Source organism: Pseudomonas resinovorans NBRC 106553 (genome assembly GCF_000412695.1).
Lineage (GTDB): Bacteria > Pseudomonadota > Gammaproteobacteria > Pseudomonadales > Pseudomonadaceae > Metapseudomonas > Metapseudomonas resinovorans_A.
Genome location: NC_021499.1, coordinates 1,934,075 through 1,955,381 on the forward strand (window position 1 = coordinate 1,934,075; position 21,307 = coordinate 1,955,381).

Sequence of the window (21,307 nt, forward strand, 5' to 3'; positions counted from 1 at the left end):
ACGGCGAGGCGCCGGGCGCAAAACGAGGTGCTACGAGGCAGAAGGACAGGACTCAAGCGCCTTCCTGGCCCTACAAGTCAAACGTCACGGTGTTAAACCGCCGTGACAACACAATACCTAGTGGTGAGCGCGCTTCGCGCCACACCCGCTTCCAGCCGCCAGTCACGTTCTTTCGTGTCCTGGGCCGGCACCATTCGCCTGGGGCGCCTGGTGGGTGAAATACCGCTTTGACACACCGGTGGTCGGCTTCTGAAGAAGCCTTTAGCGCTTGATTCTAATTGTGTCCGGTGGTACGCCCTCACCCCAATATGTAGGGGTTGGGCCTGATGGGGGTACAAGATAATGCGCTGTTTGGGGTATTGCAAGGCGACCCACAACATCTAGCCTGTGGATAAGTTGTGGGTGATTTGTGGGTGACTGTGGAGTAACGAGGGCGGAGGCCCACTGGCTCTAGGCTCTGCCGTTCGTCGCCGGCAAACGGTCAGTTCGAGAGGCCGAATCGAGCTGTTGACGGCGTCGCAAGCTAACACAATATCTTGTGTTTTGGTGTCCAGCTGGCATGCGCTGTGCTATCGGTTCGGCGTTGCTACAATGCGAACCCTTTTCACTGGTCCTGACGCTGTCTTTGGAGTGCGTGGTGGAGCAAGAAGCCTGGCGAATCCTCATAGTCGAAGACGATCAGCGTTTGGCCGATCTGACGCGCGAATACCTGGAAGCTAACGGTCTGCAGGTGGCCATCGAATCCGATGGCGGCCAGGCCGTGGCGCGCATTCTCAGGGAGCGCCCGGACCTGGTGGTGCTCGACCTGATGCTGCCGGGCGAGGACGGCCTGTCCATCTGCCGCAAGCTGCGTGGCCAATATGAAGGCCCCATCCTGATGCTCACCGCGCGTACCGACGACATGGATCAGGTACTCGGCCTGGAGCTGGGCGCCGACGACTATGTGTGCAAGCCGGTGCGCCCCCGTGTGCTGCTGGCGCGCATCCGTGCACTGCTGCGGCGCAGCGAGGTGGTGGCCGAGGTGCCGGTGGCGGAAAACCAGCGGCGCCTGGAGTTCGGTCCGCTGGTGGTCGACAACGCCATGCGCGAGGCCTGGCTCAACGAGCGCAGCATCGAGCTGACCAGCGCCGAGTTCGACCTGCTCTGGCTGCTGGCGGTGAACGCCGGGCGCATCCTGTCCCGCGAGGAGATCTTCAATTCCCTGCGCGGCATCGAGTACGACGGCCAGGACCGTTCCATCGACGTACGCATTTCGCGCATCCGCCCGAAGATCGGTGACGACCCCATGCACCCGCGGCTGATCAAGACGGTGCGCAGCAAGGGCTATCTATTTGTCAGAGAGGCCGCCGAAGGCCTCTGACGGACCGGTGACGGTTCGCAGTTTCCGGGCGAGAGTCCATGAACTCGATCTTCCTGCGTATCTACGGCGGCATGCTGGTGACCCTGGTTGTGGTGGCGCTGCTTGGCGTGTTCACCATTCACCAGGTCAACGAGGTGCGTTCCGACCAGTACCGTGAAAGCCTGGCCCGCGGCACCTTCCGCCTGATGGCGGACAACCTGCAGCCGATGAATGAGGTGGAGCGCCGCCGCGCGGTGGTGCTCTGGGGGCGCCTGCTGGGCATTCCCCTGGAGTTGCAGCCCATGGACGGTTCCGGCCTGGACAGCAGCGCGCGCAATCGCCTGCTGCGCGGGCAGGTGCTGGTGGAGCAGACCGGCCCTCATGCGGCGCGGGTGTACAGCCTGGTGAGCCTGGGCCAGCGCTTGCTGCTGACCGGCGAGGTGGAGCAGATCAGCGAGCAGCTGGCGCGGGCCACCGTCTACCTGTTGATGGATGAGCTGGTGCGCTTCCCGGTGAACGAACAGCCCCAGCGGCTGGCGTCCCTCAAGGAGAACAAGCAGTTCGGCTTCGACATGCGGCTGATCCCGCTGAAGGACGCCAACCTGGACGTGGACCAGCGCCGCCGGGTGGACGAGGGCGATACGGTGATGGCCCTGGGCAAGGATGGCGATTCCATCCGCGTGTTCTCCGGCATGGTGGACACGCCCTGGGTGCTGGAAATGGGCCCCCTGCACCAGATGAACCCCTATCCGCCGCAGATGCTGGTGCTGATCGGCTTCCTCGGCCTGACCCTGATCGGCCTGACCGTGTATTTCCTCGTGCGCCATCTGGAGCATCGCCTGATGGGGCTGGAAAGCGCCGCCACCGATATCGCCCAGGGCAAGCTGGATGCACGGGTGCCGGCCCGGGGCGCCGACTCGGTGGGGCGTCTGGCCGCGGCCTTCAACGGCATGGCCGAGCAGTTGCAGCGCCTGTTGAGCCTGCAGCGCGAATTGATCCGTGCGGTGTCCCACGAGCTGCGCACGCCGGTGGCGCGGCTGCGCTTCGGCCTGGAGATGATCGCCGACGCCGAAACCGAGACCGCCCGGCGCAAGTACATGGACGGCATGGACAGCGATATCCAGGAACTGGACAAGCTCGTGGACGAGATGCTGACCTACGCGCGCCTGGAGCAGGGCTCGCCGGCGCTGCATTTCCAGCGCGTGGACCTGGATGCGCTGTTCGACCAGGTGATTGCCGAGCTGTCCCACCTGCGCGCCAATGTGCGCATCGAGCGGGGCCTGTGCCTGAACGTCGGCAGCGACGGCGCCTGGGTCGAGGCCGAGCCGCGCTACCTGCATCGCGCCCTGCAGAACCTGGTGAGCAATGCCATGCGCCATGCCGAGTCGCGGGTGCAGTTGAACTACCAGATCGGCCACAAGCGCTGCCGCATCGACGTCGAGGACGACGGCCCCGGCGTGCCGGAAAACCAGTGGGAAAAGATCTTCAAACCCTTCATGCGCCTGGACGACAGCCGCACCCGCGCTTCCGGCGGCCACGGCCTGGGGCTGTCCATCGTGCGGCGCATCATCTATTGGCATGCCGGCCGCGCGCAGATCGGCCGCAGCGAAGCGCTGGGCGGGGCTAGGTTCAGCCTGGTGTGGCCGCGCCGGCAGAGCGAGGCGGAAACCCTCTAGCGCTTTCCTGAGGGTGCGAGATGGATTTCGCGGGCTCTACCCATCCTACGGCGCTGAGCGATGGGTATCGCTCCGCTCAACCCATCCTGCGTGGCGTATCGCGGTTGGGTGCGCCGCCCGCACCACGACAGATCGTAGGATGGGTTGAGGTACGAAACCCATGCGGACCCAGGTTGATGGGTTTCGCAAGCTCAGCGGAGCGCCGCCCGACCCATCCTACAAGGCTGCTTCGTTCAGGCCGCCACCGCCACCAGGCTCAGCAGTCGGCCCTGGAACTGGCAGTGCCAGCCTTCCAGTTCGCTGCCCGCTTTCCATTCTTCCGACAGGTCGATCAGCAGGCGCAGTTGCGCCCGGCCGGCGGCGTCGCACGCCAGCAGTTCGGCGTCGTGGAAGTAGAAGCGCTTGCCCACCAGCGGGTAGAGCGCCTTGAACAGGCTCTCCTTTATAGAGAAGGTCAGGGTGATGCGCTGGGCCTGCTGTTCCGGAGTGAGGCCTTGCAGTCGCTCGACTTCGGCGGGGGTGAGGATTTCTTCCGCCAGGCGCAGGGCGCGGTCGCAGGCCAGCGGTTCTTCCAGGTCCAGGCCGAGGCCTCGCCACTGGCTGCTGTCGGCCACCAGGGCGATCGCCAGCCCGTGGCTGTGGCTGATGGAGCCGCTGACCCCAACAGGCCAGACCGGCGCGCGGTCCTCGCCCAGGGTGGGTGCTTCGAAGCGGCCCGTGAGTACCTGGAGCGCGGCGCGGGCGCAGAGGCGGCCGGCAAGGAATTCCGCCTGCCGCTTGGCCACCGAGCGCTGGATATTGGCCGGCGCCAGGATGGCGCTGCGGGGGAAGTCGTCGGCGGCGAGCAGCGCGGGGTCGAAGCGACAGGAGCGCAGCACCGCGCCTGGCAGTTCCCAGGGGAAAGGCCAGGTGGTGTCGAACGGGGTGCAGCAGGCGGGATGGCTGGAAATCATCGCGGCATTCTGCCCGGCGTCGCCGCAATCGGCCAGCGGCGTCGCCGTTTACATATGTTTGCAAATGACAAACAAAGCGAAACGGAACCCGCGTCCCGCTTTTGCCAGACTGGCCCTGCGTTTCTTCTGGAACGCAGGTGAGGTTGTAGTCTGGAGCCCTGGCATTGCCGGTTTCGGACATTTTCTCTGAATTGAGTGCGGGAGCCCGGATGGGCTCCCGTTTTTTTTGCGCGCGTTTTTTCAGGGCGGTCGCGCACTCGTTCAGCGTTGGTTCAAGGAGGGTTCAGGCGGGGTTCAGTGGCCGGCGCGCAATCTGGTTGCGAGTTCAGCCAACCACCAAAGGGAACCTCTCATGAACCGCACCCTGAGCCGCATCGCCCTCGCTTCCGCCCTGGCCTTCGCCGCAGTCGGCGCCCAGGCCGCAGACAACTTCGTCGGCCTGACCTGGGGGCAGACCAGCAACAACATCCAGAAATCCGACTCGCTCAACGCGAACCTGAACAACCCCAAACTCGACAAGGTCATCCACGGCACCGACACCTGGGGTGTACGCGCCGGCCAGCAGCAGGATAACGGCCGCTACTACATGACCTACGAGAACTTCTCCGACACCGACCGTGGCAACAAGCTGCGCCAGCAGAACCTGCTCGGCAGCTACGACCTGTTCGTTCCGGTGGGCGACTACAACACCAAGCTGTTCGGCGGCGCCACCCTCGGCCTGGTCAAGCTCGAGCAGGAAAGCCGCGGCATGAGCCGCGACAGCAACATCAACTACGCGGCCGGCCTGCAGGCCGGTATCCTGCAGGACATCAACAAGAACGCGTCGATCGAGGCCGGCTATCGTTACCTGCGTACCAACGTCAGCACCGATATGGGCGAGCACGGCGGTCCGCGCCTGGGCTCCCTGGACCTGTACAGCAGCGGCCAGGCCTACCTGGGTGCCAACTACAAGTTCTGATTCGACGTTGCACTGCGGCCGGGCACTCGCCCGGCCGCGTCATTGATTACGTTCTGTACGAAAAGTGCCTGCGCTCGGTGATGCTGCGTTGAAATCGGCCTCAGAATGCTCATTTACAACACGTAAACTGCGCTTCTTCGGCCGATTTCGCCTTGCCTGACCTTCGCTCGACGACTTTTCGTACAAGACCTAGGGAGACAGCCCATGAAGTTGCTGGTGGTGGAAGACGAGGCGCTACTGCGCCACCACCTGTACACCCGCCTGGGCGAGCAGGGCCACGTGGTGGACGCCGTGCCCAACGCCGAGGAGGCGCTCTACCGCGCCGAGGAATACAACCATGACTTGGCGGTGGTCGACCTCGGCCTGCCGGGCATGAGCGGGCTGGACCTGATCCGCCAGCTGCGCAGCCAGGGCAAGATCTTCCCCGTCCTCATCCTCACCGCTCGTGGCAACTGGCAGGACAAGGTCGAAGGCCTGGCCGCCGGCGCCGACGACTATGTGGTCAAGCCCTTCCAGTTCGAAGAGCTGGAGGCCCGGCTCAATGCCTTGTTGCGGCGCTCCTCGGGCTTCGTCCAGTCGACCATCGAGGCCGGTCCGCTGCTGCTGGACCTCAACCGCAAGCAGGCGCAACTGGACGGCGAGGTCCTGCCGCTCACCGCCTACGAATACCGCATCCTCGAGTACCTCATGCGCCATCACCAGCAGGTGGTGGCCAAGGAGCGCCTGATGGAGCAGCTCTATCCCGGCGACGAAGAGCGCGATCCCAACGTGATCGAGGTGCTGGTGGGGCGGCTGCGGCGCAAGCTGGAGGGCGACAGCGGCTTCAAGCCGATCGATACCGTGCGTGGCCAGGGCTACCTGTTCACCGAGCGCTGCCGATGACCCCGGGCTGGCGCGGTCTGTTCCGCCCCTTGAAGTGGTCGTTGCGCCTGCGCCTGATGCTTGGTGCAACCGCGATGGCCTCTCTGTTCATGCTGGCGCTGCTGCCTGCGCTGCGCGGCGCTTTTGTCATGGCTTTCGAGCAGTCGATCCAACAGCGCCTGGCCGCCGACGCCGGTTCGCTGATCGCGGCGGCCAGGGTGGAGAACGGCCAGCTGGAAATGCCCGACAAGCTGCCCAACGAGGAATTCGACAACCTGGAAGCCAACCAGCTGGGCTTCATCTATGACAGCGAGGGTGTGCTGGTCTGGCAGTCCCAGTCTTCGCGGGACGAGCAACTGGTCTACCGGCCGCGTTACGACGGCCAGAGTTTTGAGTTCCTGCGGGTCACCGATGCCCAGGGGCGCGAGTTCTTCGTCTATGACGTGGAGGTGGACCTGTTGCGCGGACAGCGGGCCGCCTACAGCGTCGTCACCATGCAGCCGGTCAGCGATTACCAGCCCATGTACGACGGCTTCCTCGAGCAGCTGTACCTCTGGCTTGGCGGCGCCTTGCTGGTGTTGCTGGGGCTGCTCTGGTTCGGCCTGACCTGGGGCTTTCGCAGCCTGCGCGGGATCAGGGCCGAGCTGGACGAGGTGGAGTCCGGCAGTCGCGACAGCCTGAGCGATGAGCATCCACGGGAGCTGTTGCGCCTGACCAAGTCGCTCAACCGCCTGCTGGACAACGAGCGCCGCCAGCGTGAGCGCTACCGCAATTCCCTGGATGACCTGGCCCATAGCCTGAAGACCCCGCTGGCGGTGTTGCAGGGGGTCAGCGAAACCATCGCCGCGCAGCCGCATAACCTGGACCAGGCCCGCGTGCTGCGTAGCCAGATCGAGCGCATGAGCCAGCAGATCGGCTACCAGCTGCAGCGCGCCTCCCTGCGCAAGAGCGGCCTGGTGCGCCACAAGGTGCAGTTGTCGCCCTTGCTGGACACCCTCTGCGACGCCCTGGACAAGGTCTACCGGGAGAAGCAGGTACGGGTGGAGCGGGACTTCGACGAGGGCCTGCTGGTGCCGATGGAGCAGGGCGCCTTGCTGGAGATCCTCGGCAACCTGTTGGAGAACGCCTACCGCCTCAGCCTTGGGCACATCCGCGTGAGCGCCCGGGTGTGCGACGGCTATTGCGAACTGCGGGTGGAAGACGACGGCCCCGGCGTGCCCATGGGCCAGCGCGAACGTATCCTCAAGCGCGGCGAGCGCCTGGACGCGCAGCACCCAGGCCACGGCATAGGCACGGCGGTGGTCAAGGACATCATCGAAAGCTACGACGGCGAACTGTTCGTCGACGAGTCGGCTTTGGGCGGTGCGGACTTCAGGATCCGCTTCCCGGCGCTCTGAACCTCCCTCTTGGAGAGGGGCGGGAGTGAGGCAGGAATCCTGTAGGTTGTGGCAGAGCGGCGCGAAGCCCAACGCCAGTGGCGAGGATTCCCATGTTGGGCTTCGCGAGCTCAGCGCCAACCTACGGCAGGACTTCGTCCTGCTTGGCGAATGAATTCGCCCCCACAGAACAATCGCCCCCCTGGCGCCTCAGGCTTCCTGCGCCCTGTAGGCCCCAGGGGTCAGCCCCGTCCATTTCTTGAAGGCGCGATGGAAGGCCGAGGGCTCGGAAAAGCCGAGCTGCTCGGCGATGTCCTGGATCGACAGCTCGTCCCGACCCAGGTGGTAGATGGCCAGGTCGCGGCGCAGGTGGTCCTTCAGTTCCTGGAAGCTCGAACCTTCTTCCCTCAAGTGCCGGCGCAGGGTCTGTGGGCTGATGTGCAGGTGCTGGGCCACGGCTTCCAGGTCGGGCCAGTCGCGGCAGTCGCGGCCGAGCAGACGGCGGATCTGGCTGGTCAGGCTGTCGCCGCCATCCGGACGGGCCAGCAGGTCGGCCGGCGAGTGTTCGAGGAAGTGCTTCAGGGTGCGCTCGTCCTGCAGCAGCGGCATGGCCAGGTAGCGCACAGGGAAGCGCAGGCTGATGGTCGGCGCGTCGAACCGCCGGCTGGTGGGGAAGAGCAGTTCGTATTCGCTGGCGTGGGCCGGTTCGGCGTAGCTGAAGGTGGCCTGTTCCAGGCGGATGCGCTGGCCGATCAGCCAGCTGCCCAGGCGGTGCCAGATCACCAGCAGGCTCTCCACCAGGAAATGGTCCGGGTCCTGGAGCAGGCTGTCGTCCACTGCCAGCACGGCGAAGTCGCCGTCCCGCTCGAGGGTGATGCGCGGCCCATCGGGGAACAGTCCGTAGAACAGCGTGCCACGGCCCAGGGCCTTCTCCAGGGTGCGGCAGTGGATGATCGCGTGGCACATCATGGCGAAGGTGCCGCGCTTGCTGCGCTGCTGGCCGAAGCCCATGTACTCGTCGTCCAGCGCCTCCCAGAGCAGCTGCATCAGCCGCGAGAACTGTTCGGGGGCGACCCGTGCGCGGGGTTCGTCCAGCAGGGCCGGCTGGATGCCGGCATTGCGCAGGATCGGCAGGCAATCCACGCCGCGAACCATGGCGCCGCGCAGGGCGGCCCGAACGAAATGGCTGGCGATGGTGCGCTCACGCATGGTGCTGATCCGTGGTCGGGGAGGCCGATGGTAGGGCGTGGCCGGAGGCGGCCACAAGTGCGCAGGTGGCGGAAATCCCCCCTGGGGTCTGGCGGAAATCCGCCCGATGGTCGCTGGGGAGTAACGGCCGTTTATGTATAACTAATTGAAAAATAAGGATTTTAATTTTTTATTGAGGTTGGCACAGGGGCTGCAATAGGGAGAGTGCCATCCATTCGACTGGATCGCACAACAACAAAAGTCTCCCAGACAGGGGGATACGTCGATCACGGTGACGCCAGGCCCAAATGGAAGCGGTCGGGATCACTTGAAAGGAACACTGCCATGTCCCGCCAACCGTTCTACAAAAGCCTGTACGTCCAGGTCATCGCCGCCATCGTCATCGGCATTCTGCTCGGCCACTTCTATCCGGAGACCGGTGTCGCGCTCAAACCCCTGGGTGACGGCTTCGTCAAACTGATCAAGATGGCCATCGCGCCGATCATCTTCTGCACCGTGGTCAGCGGCATCGCCGGCATGCAGGACATGAAGGCAGTGGGCAAGACCGGCGGCTACGCGCTGCTGTACTTCGAAATCGTTTCCACCATCGCCCTGATCATCGGCCTGGTGGTGGTCAACATCGTCCAGCCGGGCGTCGGCATGCACGTCGATCCGGCCAGCCTGGACATCAAGGGCATCGCCGCCTACGCCGCCGCCGGCGAGCAGCAGAGCACCGTGGCCTTCCTGCTCAACGTGATCCCGAGCACCATCGTCGGCGCCTTCGCCAGCGGCGATATCCTGCAGGTGCTGTTCTTCTCCGTGATCTTCGCCTTCGCCCTGCAGCGCATGGGTGACTACGGCCGGCCGGTGCTGGAGTTCATCGACCGCATCGCCCAGGTGATGTTCGGCATCATCAACATGATCATGAAGGTCGCCCCCATCGGTGCATTCGGCGCCATGGCCTTCACCATCGGCCAGTACGGCGTGGGCTCGCTGGTGCAGCTCGGCCAGCTGATGCTGTGCTTCTACATCACCTGCGTGTTCTTCATCCTGGTGGTCCTGGGCGGCATCGCCCGCGCCCACGGCTTCAGCATCCTGCGCTTCATCCGCTACATCCGCGAAGAGCTGCTGATCGTGCTCGGCACCTCGTCCTCCGAGTCGGCCCTGCCGCGCATGCTGAACAAGATGGAAAAGCTGGGCGCGAAGAAATCCGTGGTCGGCCTGGTGATCCCCACCGGCTACTCCTTCAACCTCGACGGCACCTCCATCTACCTGACCATGGCCGCGGTGTTCATCGCCCAGGCCACTGACACCCCGATGGACATCACCCACCAGCTGACCCTGCTGGCCGTGCTGCTGGTCGCCTCCAAGGGCGCCGCCGGCGTCACTGGCTCCGGCTTCATCGTGCTGGCCGCCACCCTGTCCGCCGTCGGCCACCTGCCGGTCGCCGGCCTGGCGCTGATCCTCGGCATCGACCGCTTCATGTCCGAAGCCCGTGCCCTGACCAACCTGATCGGCAACGGCGTGGCCACCATCGTGGTCGCCAAGTGGTGCAAGGAGCTGGACGAAGACACCCTGCAGCGCGAGCTGGCCAGTGGCGGTACCGCAGACGCCGGCGTCGCTCCGCAGACCACTGCCTGATCGACCAGAGCTACAGCGTTCTCCTCCGTGAGGAGAATTTTCCAGGCCCGGCCCCCGTAGCCGGGCCTTTTTTTGTCCGTGATTTTTCGAGGCGGGGGCTTGAACGATTGGGTCAACCCGCGCTGAGCGCTTGGGTCATTGAGGGGGCGAGCGCCTGGCGCCTAACCTGCGGCACGACATCGGCCCAGGGAGCCAACGCCATGCAGCGCATTCATTTCGAGACCGAGCACAACCTGTTTCGCGACGCCTTCCGCGCCTTCCTGCAGAAGGAGGTGGTGCCGCACCAGGAGGAATGGGAGGCCGCCGGTGTGGTCGACCGCAGCGTCTGGAAGAAGGCGGGGGAGATGGGCTTCCTGTTGCCCTGGGCGGACGAGGAGTACGGCGGCGCCGGGCTCAAGGACTTCCGCTACGAGCAGATCATGGCCGAAGAGCTGGCCTACATTAACGAGCCCGGCTTCATGATCCCGTTGCATTCGGCGCTCTGCGGCCCCTACATCGCCGAATACGGCAATGCCGAGCAGAAGGCGCGCTTGCTGCCGGGGATCATCCGTGGCGAGACCATTCTCGCGGTGGCCATGACCGAGCCCTCCGCCGGCTCCGACCTCGCCGGCATGCGCACCACCGCCGTGGACAAGGGTGACCATTGGCTGCTCAACGGCTCCAAGGTGTTCATCTCCAACGGCCTGCTGGCGGATGTGGTGATAGTCGCCGCCAAGACCGACCCCGCGAACAAGCACGCCATGGGCCTGTTCCTGGTGGAGCGGGGCATGGAAGGGTTCGAGCGCGGTCGCAACCTGAAGAAGCTGGGCATGAAGAGCCAGGACACCGCCGAGCTGTTCTTCAACAACCTCAAGGTGCCCAAGGAAAACCTGCTGGGCGATGCCAAGGGCGGCTTCTTCTACCTGATGAACATGCTCGCCCAGGAGCGCCTGACCAACGCCTGCGGTGCGGTGGCCGGCGCCGAGGCGGCGTTGCAGGCCACCATCGACTACGTGAAGGAGCGCAAGGCCTTCGACCGTCCGATTTCGCACTTCCAGAACACCCGCTTCAAGCTGGCCGAGATGCGTACCCAGATCGACGTCGCCCAGGTCTTCACCGACCGCTGCGTGATGGACCACAACCAGAAGCAACTCACCCCGGAAGTGGCCGCCGAGGCCAAGCTGTTCACCACCGAACTGCTGGGCAAGGTGGTGGACGAGGGCGTGCAGTTGCACGGCGGCTGGGGCTACATGTGGGAATACCCCATCTGCCGGATGTACGCCAACGCACGCATCCAGCGCATCTTCGCCGGCACCTCGGAAATCATGAAGGAGATCATCAGTCGCGGCATGAAGCTCTGACGCCATGACGCCCATGTTCTAGAGTGTCGGGCTGCCAAGAACAACAACAAGAGGGCTGCAGGATGAGCGAACAACTGCCGTTGCAACGATTCGCCCACTGGGTGGAGCGTGCGCCGGACCGCGTCTGGTTGCGCCAGCCGGTGGCGCGGACCTGGCACCCCATCACCTGGCGCGAGGCCGACGACCGCGCCAGGCGCATGGCCAGCGCGTTGCGCGCCATGGGCTGCGAGCCGGGGGACCGGGTGGCGATCCTCGCCAAGAACTGCGCCGAGTGGCTGCTGAGCGACCTGGCGATCATGCTCGCCGGCCTGGTCAGCGTGCCGCTCTATCCGTTGCAGTCGGCGGCAAGCATCGACTATGTGCTGCGCCATTCGGCGTGCAAGGTGATCATCCTCGGCAAGCTGGACGACGCCGAGCGGCTGGAGCCGGGCATTCCGGCCGAGATACGGCGCATCGCCATGCCCTATCCGACCCTGCGCGCCGACCATGGCTGGGGCGAGCTGCTGGCGCTTCACGAGCCACTGCGCGAAGCCCATGAGCAACGGGCGGACGACCTGCTCAGCATCCTCTATACCTCCGGCACCACCGGCCAGCCCAAGGGCGTGATGCAGACGGCCGGGGCCTTCGCCTTCGCCTCCAGTCGCTCGGTGGCCGAAACCGGGCTGGGGCCGGACGACCAGTTCTTCTCTTACCTGCCGTTGTCCCATGCCGCCGAGCGTTTCCTGGTGGCGACCAACAGCTTGTACTGCGGCGCCGGGATCGCCTTCGTCGAATCCCTGGAGACCTTCGCGGAGGACCTGCGCGCGGTGCGGCCCACCCAGTTCTTCTCGGTGCCGCGCCTGTGGACGCGTTTCCAGCAGGGCGTGCTGGAGCGGCTGCCGCAATCGAGGTTGGATCGCCTGCTGGCGCTGCCGCTGCTGGGCGCGCTGGTGGCCTGGAAGATCCGCCGTGGCCTGGGGCTGGATCGTGCGCGGGTACTGGTGAGCGGCGCCGCGCCGATTCCGGTGGCGCTGCTGGAGTGGTACCGGCGCATCGGCCTGACCATCTGCGAGGGCTACGGCATGACCGAGAACTTCGCCTACGGCAACTTCAATCGGCCAGGGCAGGTTCGCTTCGGCACCGTGGGGCGGGTGATGCCGGATAACCAGCTGCGCATCGCCGACGATGGCGAAATCCTCTACCGCAGCCCGTCCTTGATGACCGGCTACTACCTGGAGCCGGACAAGAGCGCGGAAACCCTGCGCGATGGCTGGCTGCACACCGGCGACAAGGGGCAGATCGACGCCGACGGTTACCTGCGAATCACCGGCCGGGTGAAGGACATCTTCAAGACCAGCAAGGGCAAGTACGTGGCGCCCGCGCCCATCGAAGGCGAAATCGCCAAGAGTCTCTGGGTGGAGCAGGTGTGCCTGATGGGCAGCGGCCTGGACCAACCCCTGGCGCTGGTGGAGCTCAGCCCGGCCGCCCGCGCGCAAGCCCGCGCGCAGGTGGAGGCGGACCTCCTGGCCACCCTCGAACAGATCAACGGCACGCTGTTGCCCCATGAACGCGTCAGCCACCTGTTGCTGGTGCGTGAGCCCTGGACGGTGGATAACGGCTGCATGACCCCCACCATGAAGATTCGCCGCAACGTGTTGGAAGCCCGTTACGCCGAGGCGGTCGATCGCCTCGATGCGCGCCAGGCGTTGCACTGGGAATAGCCATCAGGAGTTGCCATGAAAGGCCCGCTTTCCTCACTGAAGATCCTCGATTTCTCCACCCTGCTGCCGGGGCCGTTCGCCTCGCTGCTCTTGGCCGACATGGGCGCCGACGTGTTGCGGGTGGAGTCCCCGACGCGCACGGACCTGGTGCGGGTGCTGCCGCCCCACGACGGCGGCCAGTCCACCAGCCACGCCTACCTCAATCGCAACAAGCGCAGCATCGCCCTGGACCTGAAGCGGCCGGAGGCGGTGGAGCTGGTGCGGCAGCTGGTGGCCGACTACGACATCGTCCTGGAGCAGTTCCGCCCCGGGGTGATGGAGCGGCTGGGGCTGGGCTATGAGGCGTTGAAGGCGATCAATCCGAAGCTGATCTACGTCTCCATCACCGGCTACGGCCAGACCGGCCCCTACCGCGACCGCGCCGGGCACGACATCAATTACCTGGCCCTGGCCGGCATCGCCAGCTACACCGGGCGCCAGGACAGCGGCCCCTTGCCGCTGGGCGTGCAACTGGCGGATATCGGCGGCGGTTCGCTGCACGGGGTGATGGGCCTGCTGGCGGCGGTGATTCATCGCCAGGCCACGGGGGAGGGGCAGCATGTGGACGTGAGCATGACCGACTGCGCCTTCGCCCTGCACGGCATGGCCGGCGCCGGCTACCTCGGCGCCGGGGTCGAGCCGGACATGGAAAACCAGGCGCTGAATGGCGGCAGCTTCTACGACTACTATCGCACCCGTGATGGTCGCTGGTTCTCGGTGGGCAGCCTGGAGCCACAGTTCATGCAGCAGTTCTGCGCCGCCATTGGCCGCCCCGAGCTGGCGGCCAGGGGCCTGTCGCCCAAGCCGGAAGACCAGCAGGAGCTGAAACGGGCCATCGGCATCGAGTTCGAGAAGCGCGACTTCGCCGAGTGGCTGGAGGTGTTCGCCGCCCTGGATGCCTGCGTGGAACCCATGCTGCCGCTGTCCGAGGCGGTGGAGCACCCGCACATCCTGGCCCGCGACCTGGTGGTGGAGGTGCCCCGCGAGGGTCTGCCGGCGCAGCGGCAGATCGCCTGTCCGATCAAGTTCTCCGCCGGCCTGCCGGCGCCGCGCCATGCCGGCGGGGCGCTGGGCTCCCATACGGCCGAGGTGCTGGCCGAGCTGGGGCTAACTCCTGAGCGGATCGCGGCATTGAAAGCTGCGAAAGTGGTGGGGTAGGGCTGGGGTGGGAGCACCTTGTGGGGGCGAATTCATTCGCCAAGGGCGGCGTAGCTGCCCCCGAAGCGGCGGTGGGCAGTCCTCCGGACTGCTTGGCGAATGAATTCGCCCCTGCATGTGCAAGAGCAATCTCGATCGGGTGTTAAGCCTGGCTCTGCTCGCCGCTGAACACCAGGGTCACCCGGCAACGCCGGCAATAGTAGCGGCGGCCGCGCGCCACCAGGGCGTGACGCTGGGCGGAGAAGGGGTGGTCGTCGGCGCAGGCGCAACGATAGAGGTAGCGGGTCACCTTGCGCCGCTTCACTTCATAGTTGTGGCAGCGGTTGGGCGGCAGCTCGTAGACGCCGCGCATGATCAGCTGCCATTCCTCGCCGTGGGGCTGGATACGGTGGCCGAACAATTGGTGGGCGACCAGGTGCGCGACTTCGTGGGCCACGGTCTGGCGCAGGAAGTCTTCCTGGTTTTCGCGGTAGAGCTGCGGATTGAAGCGCAGCTTGTTCTCGTCCAGGTGGGCGACACCGGCTTTCTGCCCACGTAGCTTGAAGCTCACTTCGGGGCGAGGGAACTGACATTTGAAGAAGTCTTCCGCCTGCTGGTAGCAGGTTTCGACGCGGGCAAGCAGCTGCTCGGGCATAGGGCACTCCGTTGGCGCGGAATTATGCCGCAAAGCGGCCCCGGCTCGAATCTCCGTCCCGCCGAGTGGTTCGGCCAGGCATGAAAAAGGCCGCCCGCAGGCGGCCTGGAAATCAGTGGATTCGCTTAGCTGGTGTATACCGGCCCGAGGCCGAAGCCCCAGAGGATCACGGCGGAGGCCATCATCGCCACCAGCACGACCAGGCCGACCGCCAGCACCGAGCTGGAGAACAGGAAGCCTTCGTCCTTCGGAATGTTCATGAAGGTCGGTATGCCCACATAGAGCAGGTAGACCGTGTAGCAGATTGCCAGGGTACCCACCGTCGCGCCGAACCAGAGGTGCGGATAGAGCGCCGCCAGGCCGCCGATGAATAGCGGGGTGGCGCAGTACGCGGCGAAGACGATGCACTCGGTGATACTCGGATTGGCATCGTAGGTGCGTGCCATCCAGTGGATGAAGGCGCCCATCACCGCCACGCCGGCCAGCATCGCCAGGTAGGACATGATGGACATCTGCAGGGCGCTGGCCTGGGTGAGCATCACTGGATCGCCCTTGCCCAGTACCCAGCCGACCTGGGTGGTGCCGATATAGGCAGAAATTACGGGAATTGCAGCAAGGAGCAAGACGTGGGTGAGGTACATGTGGCTGACGCTTTCTTCTTCGCCACGGATCTCTTGCCACTCTTGATCGGGATGGGTGAAGAGCCCCCAAACGTGGTGGATCATGCTGAACACCTCCTCATTATTATGAGGTCGCCCCCCAGCGAAGCGCCGGGGGCGCGTAGCCAGCGCCACCCGGTACCCGGCCGACCTATGCGACCTTATGTCGCAGTATAGGCAGGCTGCCCGGAGGCGCCATAGAGCGAATCGAAGATTCAGGCTCAGCTGTAATAGCGCTGCAGTATTTCCATGGCCTTGTTGATCGATTGCAGGCGCGAGGTGCTGCCGCCGCGATCAGGGTGGTGCTGGCTCACCAGTTGACGGTAGCGCTGCTTGATCAGGGCCAGGCTGAGCGGCTGGTTGCCGCCGTGCAGGCCGAACAGTTCCAGTGCGGCGAGCTTCTCCTCGCTGCCCTGCATGCGCGTCCAGAAGCTGGCCAGCAGCCGCTCCACGTCCTGTTCGGTGGTGTCCCGCAGGTTGTCCAGGTCCAGGTAGTAGTCGCGCAGCGGGTCCAGCTCGCAGAGGGCGGCGCTGCCGGCCGTGTAGGGCAGCAGCTGGACGCACAGGGGGCTGATCGCCAGTTGGCCGCTGGCCTCGGCATTGAGCTGGTCGCGCAGGCGGTAGAGGGCGTTGAACACCAGGAAATGGGTGCGGAACAGCACCAACCTGTCGGTGAGTTCCAGATGGGGGATATGGGTGGAGTGGCGGGCCTTCAGGGCCTGGATCAGCTGGTACTCGCTCAGGCCCTCGGGAGCTTCACGCAGCAGTTCGTGGAGCTGGTCGGCGAGGTCTAGCGCGGGGTCGAGGTCATGGCTCATCGGCGGGCCTAGGTTCGTACGAAAACTGTCTGCGCTCGGTGATGCGTTGTTAAAAATCGGTTCGCAATGCTCATTAACAGCTCGTTAACTCCGCTTCCTCACCGATTTTTGCCTAGCCTGACCTTCGCTCGACGACTTTTCGTACAGAACCTAGCACAGGCTGACGATGGGGCTGGGGCCGCGCGCGCTTTGTGCGTAAAATAGCCAGCTTTTCGCATTCCCCCCGGACTTCAGAGCACCATGGGCACCCTTTCGGTCAACCAGAACAAACTGCAGAAACGTATCCGCCGCCTGGCCGGCGAGGCCATCACCGACTTCAACATGATCGAGGATGGCGACAAGGTCATGGTCTGCCTGTCCGGCGGCAAGGACAGCTACACCATGCTGGACGTGCTGCTGTACCTGCAGAAGGTCGCCCCGATCAAGTTCGAGATCGTCGCAGTGAACATGGACCAGAAGCAGCCCGGCTTCCCCGAGCACGTGCTGCCGGCGTATCTGGAGTCCATCGGCGTGGCGTACCACATCATCGAGAAGGACACCTACTCGGTGGTGAAGGAGAAGATCCCGGAAGGCAAGACCACCTGCTCGCTCTGCTCGCGCCTGCGCCGTGGCACTCTCTATACCTTCGCCGACGAGATCGGCGCGACCAAGATGGCCCTGGGGCACCACCGCGACGACATCCTGGAAACCTTCTTCCTCAACATGTTCTACGGCGGCACCCTCAAGGCCATGCCGCCCAAGCTGCTGGCCGACGACGGCCGCAACGTGGTGATCCGTCCGCTGGCCTACTGCAACGAGGCCGATATCGAGGCCTACTCCGTTCTCAAGGAGTTCCCGATCATCCCGTGCAACCTCTGTGGCTCCCAGGAAAACCTGCAGCGCCAGGTGGTCAAGGAGATGCTCAACGATTGGGAGCGCAAGTCGCCGGGCCGCACCGAGATCATGTTCCGCGCCCTGCAGAACGTGGTGCCCTCGCAACTGGCCGACCGCAACCTGTTCGACTTCGCCAGCCTGCGCATCGACGAGACTGCGGCGCCGCGTACCCTGGACGTGGTCAATATCTGATTCGGCATGCGCCGGGGGCATTCCTCCCCCGGCCAGAAAGGATTCCCCATGCGCGACTACCGCTGGCTCCACGAGTATTGCCTGAACCGCTTCGGCTCGGCCGAGGCCCTTGAAGCGCGCCTGCCGCAGCCGCGCAGCGACGCCGAGCTGCGGGCGCTCACCGACGACCGCTACCTGTCGCTGCTGGCGCTGCGGGTGTTCCGTGCGGGCCTCAAGCACAGCCTGGTGGACGCCAAGTGGCCGGCCTTCGAAGAGGTGTTCTTCGGCTTCGATCCGCACAAGGTGGTGCTGATGAGCGCCGAGCACCTGGAGCGGCTGATGCAGGACGCCCGCGTGATCCGCCACCTGGGCAAGCTCAAGAGCGTGCCGCGCAACGCCCAGTTCGTGCTCGACGTGGCGCGGGAGAAGGGCAGCTTCGGCGCCCTGGTCGCCGACTGGCCGGTGAGCGACATAGTCGGGCTCTGGAAGTACCTGGCCAAGCACGGCAGCCAGTTGGGCGGGCTCTCGGCGCCGCGCTTCTTGCGCATGGTGGGCAAGGACTCCTTCATCCCCACCGATGACATGGTGGTCGCGCTGAAAGCCCAGGACATCATCGACAAGGCGCCCACCAGCCTGAAGGACCTGGCCCTGGTGCAGGCCGCCTTCAACCAGTGGCACGCCGAAAGCGGCCGCCCGCTCTGCCAGCTGTCCATGATGCTGGCCCATACCGTCAATCACTGAAGCTCGCCGGACACCGGCGGGCGGGGAGGGAAGATGTCGGATATCCAGCGTGTGGCGGCGGCCATCCAGGCGGCCGAGCGGATTCTGGTAATCACAGGGGCCGGGCTGTCGGCCGATTCGGGCCTGCCCACCTATCGGGGCCTGGGTGGCCTGTACAACGGTGTGACGGAGGAGGGGCTACCCATCGAGGAGGCGCTCTCCGGGCCCATGCTGCGGCGCAACCCGGCGCTCTGCTGGAAGTACCTCGCCCAGCTCGGACGCGCCTGCCTGGGCGCCCGGCCGAACGCCGGTCACGAGGCCATCGCCGAGCTGCAGCGGTTCAAGCCCGAGTGCTGGGTGCTGACCCAGAATATCGATGGCTACCACCGCCAGGCGGGTTCCCCCGTGGACAGGTTGATCGAGATCCATGGCGAGCTGTCGCCGCTGTTCTGCCAATCCTGCGGGGCGGAAAGTCCCGACCTTGCCCGACATCTGGCAGGGGAAATGCCTCCCAAATGCCATGAATGTGGTGGTATTCTCCGGCCACCCGTGGTGCTGTTCGAAGAAATGCTCCCAGAGCAGGCCATCGACAGCCTCTACGCCGAGCTACGCAAGGGATTCGATGCGGTGATCTCGGTGGGAACCACGGCGAGCTTTCCCTACATCATCGAGCCCGTCCTCCGCACCCGCCAAGCAGGCGGTTTCACCGTGGAGATCAACCCGGCGCTCACCGACCTCAGTCCTGTGGTCGACGTCCACCTCAGAGGAAAAGCCTTAGAAGTCCTGCAAGGACTGCTAAGTCACATTTCGGGCGATTAAATTTGCATATGAGAGCGATAGAGGGCATAGTCGGCCGTCATTAAAAATTGTCTGACACGGTCGTGCCCATGCTGAAGCGCTTCGCACCCCTCGTGCCCATCACGTTGGCGCTGTTCCTCGCCGCTTGCGCAAGTAATGTGCAGCAGCAGCCCGAATACCAGTCGGCGGCTCCGGTAGCCGACGGCGCTCCTGATTCGTTGCTGGCCCGCCACGAGCTCACCGCTCTGGACCTGGCCAATCTCACCGATGATGAGCCCTACCAGATGCCCTCCCTGGCCGATGGCCTGTTGGAGCGTGGCTTCGAGCTGGTGGGCACGCCTTACCGCTTCGGTGGCCGCTCCCTGAAGACCGGCTTCGATTGCAGCGGCTTCGTGGGCTTCCTGTTCAAGGAAGAGGCCGGCATCCAGCTGCCGCGCTCCACCCGCGAGATGATCAACCTGAAGGCCCCGGTGATCGCCCGCAGCGAGCTGCAACCCGGCGATATCGTGTTCTTCAACAACCGTGGTCGTGGCCGCGTCAGCCACGCCGGCATCTATATCGGCGACGACCAGTTCATCCATTCCAGCAGCCACCGCAGCGGCGGTGTGCGCGTCGACAGCCTCGACGACCGCTACTGGAAGGCCAGCTACATGGAAGCCAAGCGCGTCCTGGCCATGAACACCCCACGCCACCCGCTGCATCGCTGATCGGGCGGGCGGGACGAGAAACCGAGGCGGCCTCGACGGCCCCCTCGGTTTTTTTCTGCCTGATCGTGCAGCTTTCACTTGCAATATCACTGTGAGATCAGCAAATTAGCGTGCATACCTCAAGTCAGGACTGACTTGCCATGCTCGCACCGGAACGCTTTGCCATCCTCACCCTGGCTGCGCTGCTCACCGCTTGCGCGAGCAAGGCGCCGCCGCCTCCCGCTCCCGTCGTCTACGCCCCCTCCCAGCAGTTCTCGCCCGTCGCCGAAGATGTGCTGTTCCGCGCCCTGGGCCTGGTGGGCACGCCCTACCGCTGGGGTGGCAATACCCCGGACAGCGGCTTCGACTGCAGCGGCCTGATCGGCTACGTCTACCGTGATGTCGCCGGCATCAGCCTGCCGCGCACCACCGGCGAGCTGATCGCCATGCGCGCCCCCAGCATCGGCGCCAATGCGTTGCAGAGCGGCGACCTGGTGTTCTTCGCCACCAATGGCGGCGGGCAGGTCAGCCACGCCGGCATCTATGTGGGTGAAGGTCGTTTCGTCCATGCGCCGCGCACCGGCGGAACGGTGCGCCTGGACAGTCTGTCCAACAGCTACTGGCAACGTAGCTACCTGAGCGCCAAGCGGGTGCTCTTCGCCCCGCGCGTGGCCCAGACTCACTGAGGCGCCCATGACCAACCGCACGCTGAATCTCGACGACGCCCTCTATGGCTATCTGCTCGATGTTTCGCTGCGGGAGACCCCGCTGCTGCAACGCCTGCGTGCGGAAACCGCGGCCATGCCCACGGCCCGCTGGCAGATCGCGCCGGAGCAGGGCCAGTTCATGGCCCTGCTGGTCAAGCTGACGGGCGCCCGGCGCATCCTCGAGGTGGGTACCTTCACCGGCTACAGCGCCCTGTGCATGGCCGCGGAGTTGCCGGACGACGGCCGAATGGTCTGCTGCGACCTGCCCGGCGACTACAACGCCATCGCCCGTCGCTATTGGCGGGAGGCGGGCCTCGCCGAGCGCATCGAACTGCTCCTGGCGCCGGCGCTGGGCACCTTGTCCGGCCTGGCGGATGGCAGCTTCGACCTGATCTTCATCGATGCCGACAAGGCCAATTACCCCGCCTATCTGGAGCAGGCCCTGCGCCTGGTGCGCCAGGGCGGCCTGGTTCTGTTCGATAACGTGCTGTGGAGCGGTCGCGTGCTGGAAACCGCGCCGGACGATCCCGACACCCGCGCCATCCAGGCCCTGAACCTCGCTCTGAAGCACGACCCGCGCGTCGACCTTTCCCTGCTGCCGCTGGGCGATGGCCTGACCCTCTGCCGCAAACGCTGACAGGCAGTCAGGGGGGGCGCGGGTAGGGCGGGTTGAGCGAAGCGATACCCATCGATTCCCTGGCTGATCCATCGGGTTTGACGCTGTTCCCCCAACCCTCTAACCTTCGCCGCTGCCTCAGGTGCCCCCTTGGTTTCGACCCAGGGAGTGAAACAGGGAAGCCGGTCCATTCCTTCGAAGAATCCGGCGCTGCCCCCGCAACGGTAGGCGAGTAGAACGCCGCAATCGGCCACTGTGCACTGCACGGGAAGGCGCGGCACGGGAGCTCAGGCTCCACTCGCAAGCCCGGAGACCGGCCTGGTGCAAGCAGGGCATCGCGGAGCCTTCCGCATGCAGTACCCCCTATAGATGTCGCGCGGGTGGCACGACGGAGAT

General features: G+C 65.2%; 20 protein-coding genes and 1 riboswitch. Of the genes, 15 read left to right on the top strand and 5 right to left on the bottom strand.

Annotated features, from left to right (window positions below):
- Positions 1-637 precede the first annotated feature (637 nt).
- Both PCA10_RS08905 and PCA10_RS08910 read left to right on the top strand, forming a co-directional pair.
- Positions 638-1,360, top strand: a complete 723-nt coding sequence (locus PCA10_RS08905; protein WP_016491732.1) for a response regulator — start codon at positions 638-640, stop codon at positions 1,358-1,360.
- A gap of 38 nt (positions 1,361-1,398) precedes the next feature.
- Positions 1,399-3,015, top strand: a complete 1,617-nt coding sequence (locus PCA10_RS08910; protein ID WP_016491733.1) for an ATP-binding protein — start codon at positions 1,399-1,401, stop codon at positions 3,013-3,015.
- A 233-nt stretch (positions 3,016-3,248) separates the two neighbouring features.
- Here PCA10_RS08910 and PCA10_RS08915 read toward each other — a convergent pair whose 3' ends face one another.
- Positions 3,249-3,968 carry a 4'-phosphopantetheinyl transferase family protein gene (locus tag PCA10_RS08915; protein ID WP_016491734.1) on the bottom strand — a complete coding sequence of 240 codons (720 nt, stop codon included), beginning with the start codon at positions 3,966-3,968 and terminating at the stop codon, positions 3,249-3,251.
- 352 nt (positions 3,969-4,320) lie between these two features.
- Between PCA10_RS08915 and PCA10_RS08920 the strand changes: the two genes are divergently transcribed.
- From PCA10_RS08920 to PCA10_RS08930, 3 genes are all read left to right on the top strand, one after another.
- Positions 4,321-4,926, top strand: coding sequence for an outer membrane beta-barrel protein (locus PCA10_RS08920; protein ID WP_016491735.1), 606 nt, complete (start codon positions 4,321-4,323; stop codon positions 4,924-4,926).
- Positions 4,927-5,130: 204 nt separating this feature from the next.
- A complete protein-coding gene (locus PCA10_RS08925) occupies positions 5,131-5,808 on the top strand; it encodes a response regulator (protein WP_016491736.1) in 678 nt (225 codons plus the stop codon).
- Positions 5,805-7,184, top strand: a complete 1,380-nt coding sequence (locus PCA10_RS08930) for an ATP-binding protein (RefSeq protein ID WP_016491737.1) — start codon at positions 5,805-5,807, stop codon at positions 7,182-7,184. The genes PCA10_RS08925 and PCA10_RS08930 overlap by 4 nt, the downstream gene beginning before the upstream one ends.
- Before the next feature lie 189 nt (positions 7,185-7,373).
- On the opposite strand, the gene PCA10_RS08935 is transcribed toward PCA10_RS08930, so the two are convergent.
- Positions 7,374-8,372, bottom strand: coding sequence for an AraC family transcriptional regulator (locus PCA10_RS08935; RefSeq protein ID WP_016491738.1), 999 nt, complete (start codon positions 8,370-8,372; stop codon positions 7,374-7,376).
- 324 nt (positions 8,373-8,696) lie between these two features.
- On the opposite strand from PCA10_RS08935, the gene PCA10_RS08940 reads away from it, so the two are divergent.
- The 4 genes from PCA10_RS08940 to PCA10_RS08955 all read left to right on the top strand — a co-directional run bounded on the left by PCA10_RS08940 (position 8,697) and on the right by PCA10_RS08955 (position 14,229).
- Complete coding sequence (locus PCA10_RS08940) at positions 8,697-9,992, top strand: dicarboxylate/amino acid:cation symporter (protein ID WP_016491739.1); 1,296 nt, start codon at positions 8,697-8,699, stop codon at positions 9,990-9,992.
- Between the two features lie 200 nt (positions 9,993-10,192).
- Positions 10,193-11,332, top strand: a complete 1,140-nt coding sequence (locus PCA10_RS08945) for an acyl-CoA dehydrogenase family protein (RefSeq protein ID WP_016491740.1) — start codon at positions 10,193-10,195, stop codon at positions 11,330-11,332.
- 62 nt (positions 11,333-11,394) lie between these two features.
- Complete coding sequence (locus PCA10_RS08950; RefSeq protein WP_016491741.1) at positions 11,395-13,032, top strand: AMP-binding protein; 1,638 nt, start codon at positions 11,395-11,397, stop codon at positions 13,030-13,032.
- A 15-nt stretch (positions 13,033-13,047) separates the two neighbouring features.
- Positions 13,048-14,229 carry a CaiB/BaiF CoA transferase family protein gene (locus PCA10_RS08955; RefSeq protein WP_016491742.1) on the top strand — a complete coding sequence of 394 codons (1,182 nt, stop codon included), beginning with the start codon at positions 13,048-13,050 and terminating at the stop codon, positions 14,227-14,229.
- A 142-nt stretch (positions 14,230-14,371) separates the two neighbouring features.
- On the opposite strand, the gene PCA10_RS08960 is transcribed toward PCA10_RS08955, so the two are convergent.
- From PCA10_RS08960 to PCA10_RS08970, 3 genes are all read right to left on the bottom strand, one after another.
- The gene (locus PCA10_RS08960) at positions 14,372-14,863 is read right to left on the bottom strand and encodes a SprT family zinc-dependent metalloprotease (RefSeq protein ID WP_016491743.1); all 492 of its coding nucleotides are present in this window, start codon (positions 14,861-14,863) and stop codon (positions 14,372-14,374) included.
- Positions 14,864-14,988: 125 nt separating this feature from the next.
- Positions 14,989-15,588: a Yip1 family protein gene (locus PCA10_RS08965; protein WP_016491744.1), complete on the bottom strand. Its 600-nt coding sequence runs from the start codon at positions 15,586-15,588 to the stop codon at positions 14,989-14,991.
- A 155-nt stretch (positions 15,589-15,743) separates the two neighbouring features.
- Positions 15,744-16,340, bottom strand: a complete 597-nt coding sequence (locus PCA10_RS08970; protein WP_016491745.1) for a DNA-J related domain-containing protein — start codon at positions 16,338-16,340, stop codon at positions 15,744-15,746.
- 240 nt (positions 16,341-16,580) lie between these two features.
- Here PCA10_RS08970 and ttcA point away from each other — a divergent pair, with 240 nt between their 5' ends.
- The 6 genes from ttcA (at position 16,581) to PCA10_RS09000 (ending at position 20,932) form a co-directional block, all read left to right on the top strand.
- Positions 16,581-17,405, top strand: a complete 825-nt coding sequence (gene ttcA, locus PCA10_RS08975) for a tRNA 2-thiocytidine(32) synthetase TtcA (protein ID WP_016491746.1) — start codon at positions 16,581-16,583, stop codon at positions 17,403-17,405.
- A 48-nt stretch (positions 17,406-17,453) separates the two neighbouring features.
- A complete protein-coding gene (locus PCA10_RS08980) occupies positions 17,454-18,125 on the top strand; it encodes a DNA-3-methyladenine glycosylase I (protein ID WP_016491747.1) in 672 nt (223 codons plus the stop codon).
- Positions 18,126-18,158: 33 nt separating this feature from the next.
- A complete protein-coding gene (locus tag PCA10_RS08985; RefSeq protein WP_016491748.1) occupies positions 18,159-18,923 on the top strand; it encodes an NAD-dependent deacylase in 765 nt (254 codons plus the stop codon).
- A gap of 68 nt (positions 18,924-18,991) precedes the next feature.
- Complete coding sequence (locus PCA10_RS08990) at positions 18,992-19,609, top strand: C40 family peptidase (protein ID WP_016491749.1); 618 nt, start codon at positions 18,992-18,994, stop codon at positions 19,607-19,609.
- A gap of 140 nt (positions 19,610-19,749) precedes the next feature.
- Complete coding sequence (locus PCA10_RS08995; protein ID WP_016491750.1) at positions 19,750-20,274, top strand: C40 family peptidase; 525 nt, start codon at positions 19,750-19,752, stop codon at positions 20,272-20,274.
- Positions 20,275-20,281: 7 nt separating this feature from the next.
- Entirely contained in the window at positions 20,282-20,932 is a 651-nt protein-coding gene (locus tag PCA10_RS09000) for an O-methyltransferase (RefSeq protein WP_016491751.1), read from the top strand.
- A gap of 102 nt (positions 20,933-21,034) precedes the next feature.
- Positions 21,035-21,247, top strand: a riboswitch (cobalamin riboswitch).
- Positions 21,248-21,307: the final 60 nt, after the last annotated feature.

What these genes read in the sequence shown, in the direction of transcription:
- PCA10_RS08935 (WP_016491738.1), bottom strand. Translation starts at nt 8,372, where the DNA reads ATGCGTGAGCGCACCATCGCCAGCCATTTCGTTCGGGCCGCCCTGCGC.
- PCA10_RS08950 (WP_016491741.1), top strand. Translation starts at nt 11,395, where the DNA reads ATGAGCGAACAACTGCCGTTGCAACGATTCGCCCACTGGGTGGAGCGT.
- PCA10_RS08940 (WP_016491739.1), top strand. Translation starts at nt 8,697, where the DNA reads ATGTCCCGCCAACCGTTCTACAAAAGCCTGTACGTCCAGGTCATCGCC.
- ttcA (WP_016491746.1), top strand. Translation starts at nt 16,581, where the DNA reads ATGGGCACCCTTTCGGTCAACCAGAACAAACTGCAGAAACGTATCCGC.
- PCA10_RS09000 (WP_016491751.1), top strand. Translation starts at nt 20,282, where the DNA reads ATGACCAACCGCACGCTGAATCTCGACGACGCCCTCTATGGCTATCTG.
- PCA10_RS08970 (WP_016491745.1), bottom strand. Translation starts at nt 16,340, where the DNA reads ATGAGCCATGACCTCGACCCCGCGCTAGACCTCGCCGACCAGCTCCAC.
- PCA10_RS08925 (WP_016491736.1), top strand. Translation starts at nt 5,131, where the DNA reads ATGAAGTTGCTGGTGGTGGAAGACGAGGCGCTACTGCGCCACCACCTG.
- PCA10_RS08960 (WP_016491743.1), bottom strand. Translation starts at nt 14,863, where the DNA reads ATGCCCGAGCAGCTGCTTGCCCGCGTCGAAACCTGCTACCAGCAGGCG.
- PCA10_RS08930 (WP_016491737.1), top strand. Translation starts at nt 5,805, where the DNA reads ATGACCCCGGGCTGGCGCGGTCTGTTCCGCCCCTTGAAGTGGTCGTTG.
- PCA10_RS08990 (WP_016491749.1), top strand. Translation starts at nt 18,992, where the DNA reads ATGCTGAAGCGCTTCGCACCCCTCGTGCCCATCACGTTGGCGCTGTTC.
- PCA10_RS08995 (WP_016491750.1), top strand. Translation starts at nt 19,750, where the DNA reads ATGCTCGCACCGGAACGCTTTGCCATCCTCACCCTGGCTGCGCTGCTC.
- PCA10_RS08910 (WP_016491733.1), top strand. Translation starts at nt 1,399, where the DNA reads ATGAACTCGATCTTCCTGCGTATCTACGGCGGCATGCTGGTGACCCTG.
- PCA10_RS08920 (WP_016491735.1), top strand. Translation starts at nt 4,321, where the DNA reads ATGAACCGCACCCTGAGCCGCATCGCCCTCGCTTCCGCCCTGGCCTTC.
- PCA10_RS08985 (WP_016491748.1), top strand. Translation starts at nt 18,159, where the DNA reads ATGTCGGATATCCAGCGTGTGGCGGCGGCCATCCAGGCGGCCGAGCGG.
- PCA10_RS08945 (WP_016491740.1), top strand. Translation starts at nt 10,193, where the DNA reads ATGCAGCGCATTCATTTCGAGACCGAGCACAACCTGTTTCGCGACGCC.
- PCA10_RS08915 (WP_016491734.1), bottom strand. Translation starts at nt 3,968, where the DNA reads ATGATTTCCAGCCATCCCGCCTGCTGCACCCCGTTCGACACCACCTGG.
- PCA10_RS08955 (WP_016491742.1), top strand. Translation starts at nt 13,048, where the DNA reads ATGAAAGGCCCGCTTTCCTCACTGAAGATCCTCGATTTCTCCACCCTG.
- PCA10_RS08965 (WP_016491744.1), bottom strand. Translation starts at nt 15,588, where the DNA reads ATGATCCACCACGTTTGGGGGCTCTTCACCCATCCCGATCAAGAGTGG.
- PCA10_RS08980 (WP_016491747.1), top strand. Translation starts at nt 17,454, where the DNA reads ATGCGCGACTACCGCTGGCTCCACGAGTATTGCCTGAACCGCTTCGGC.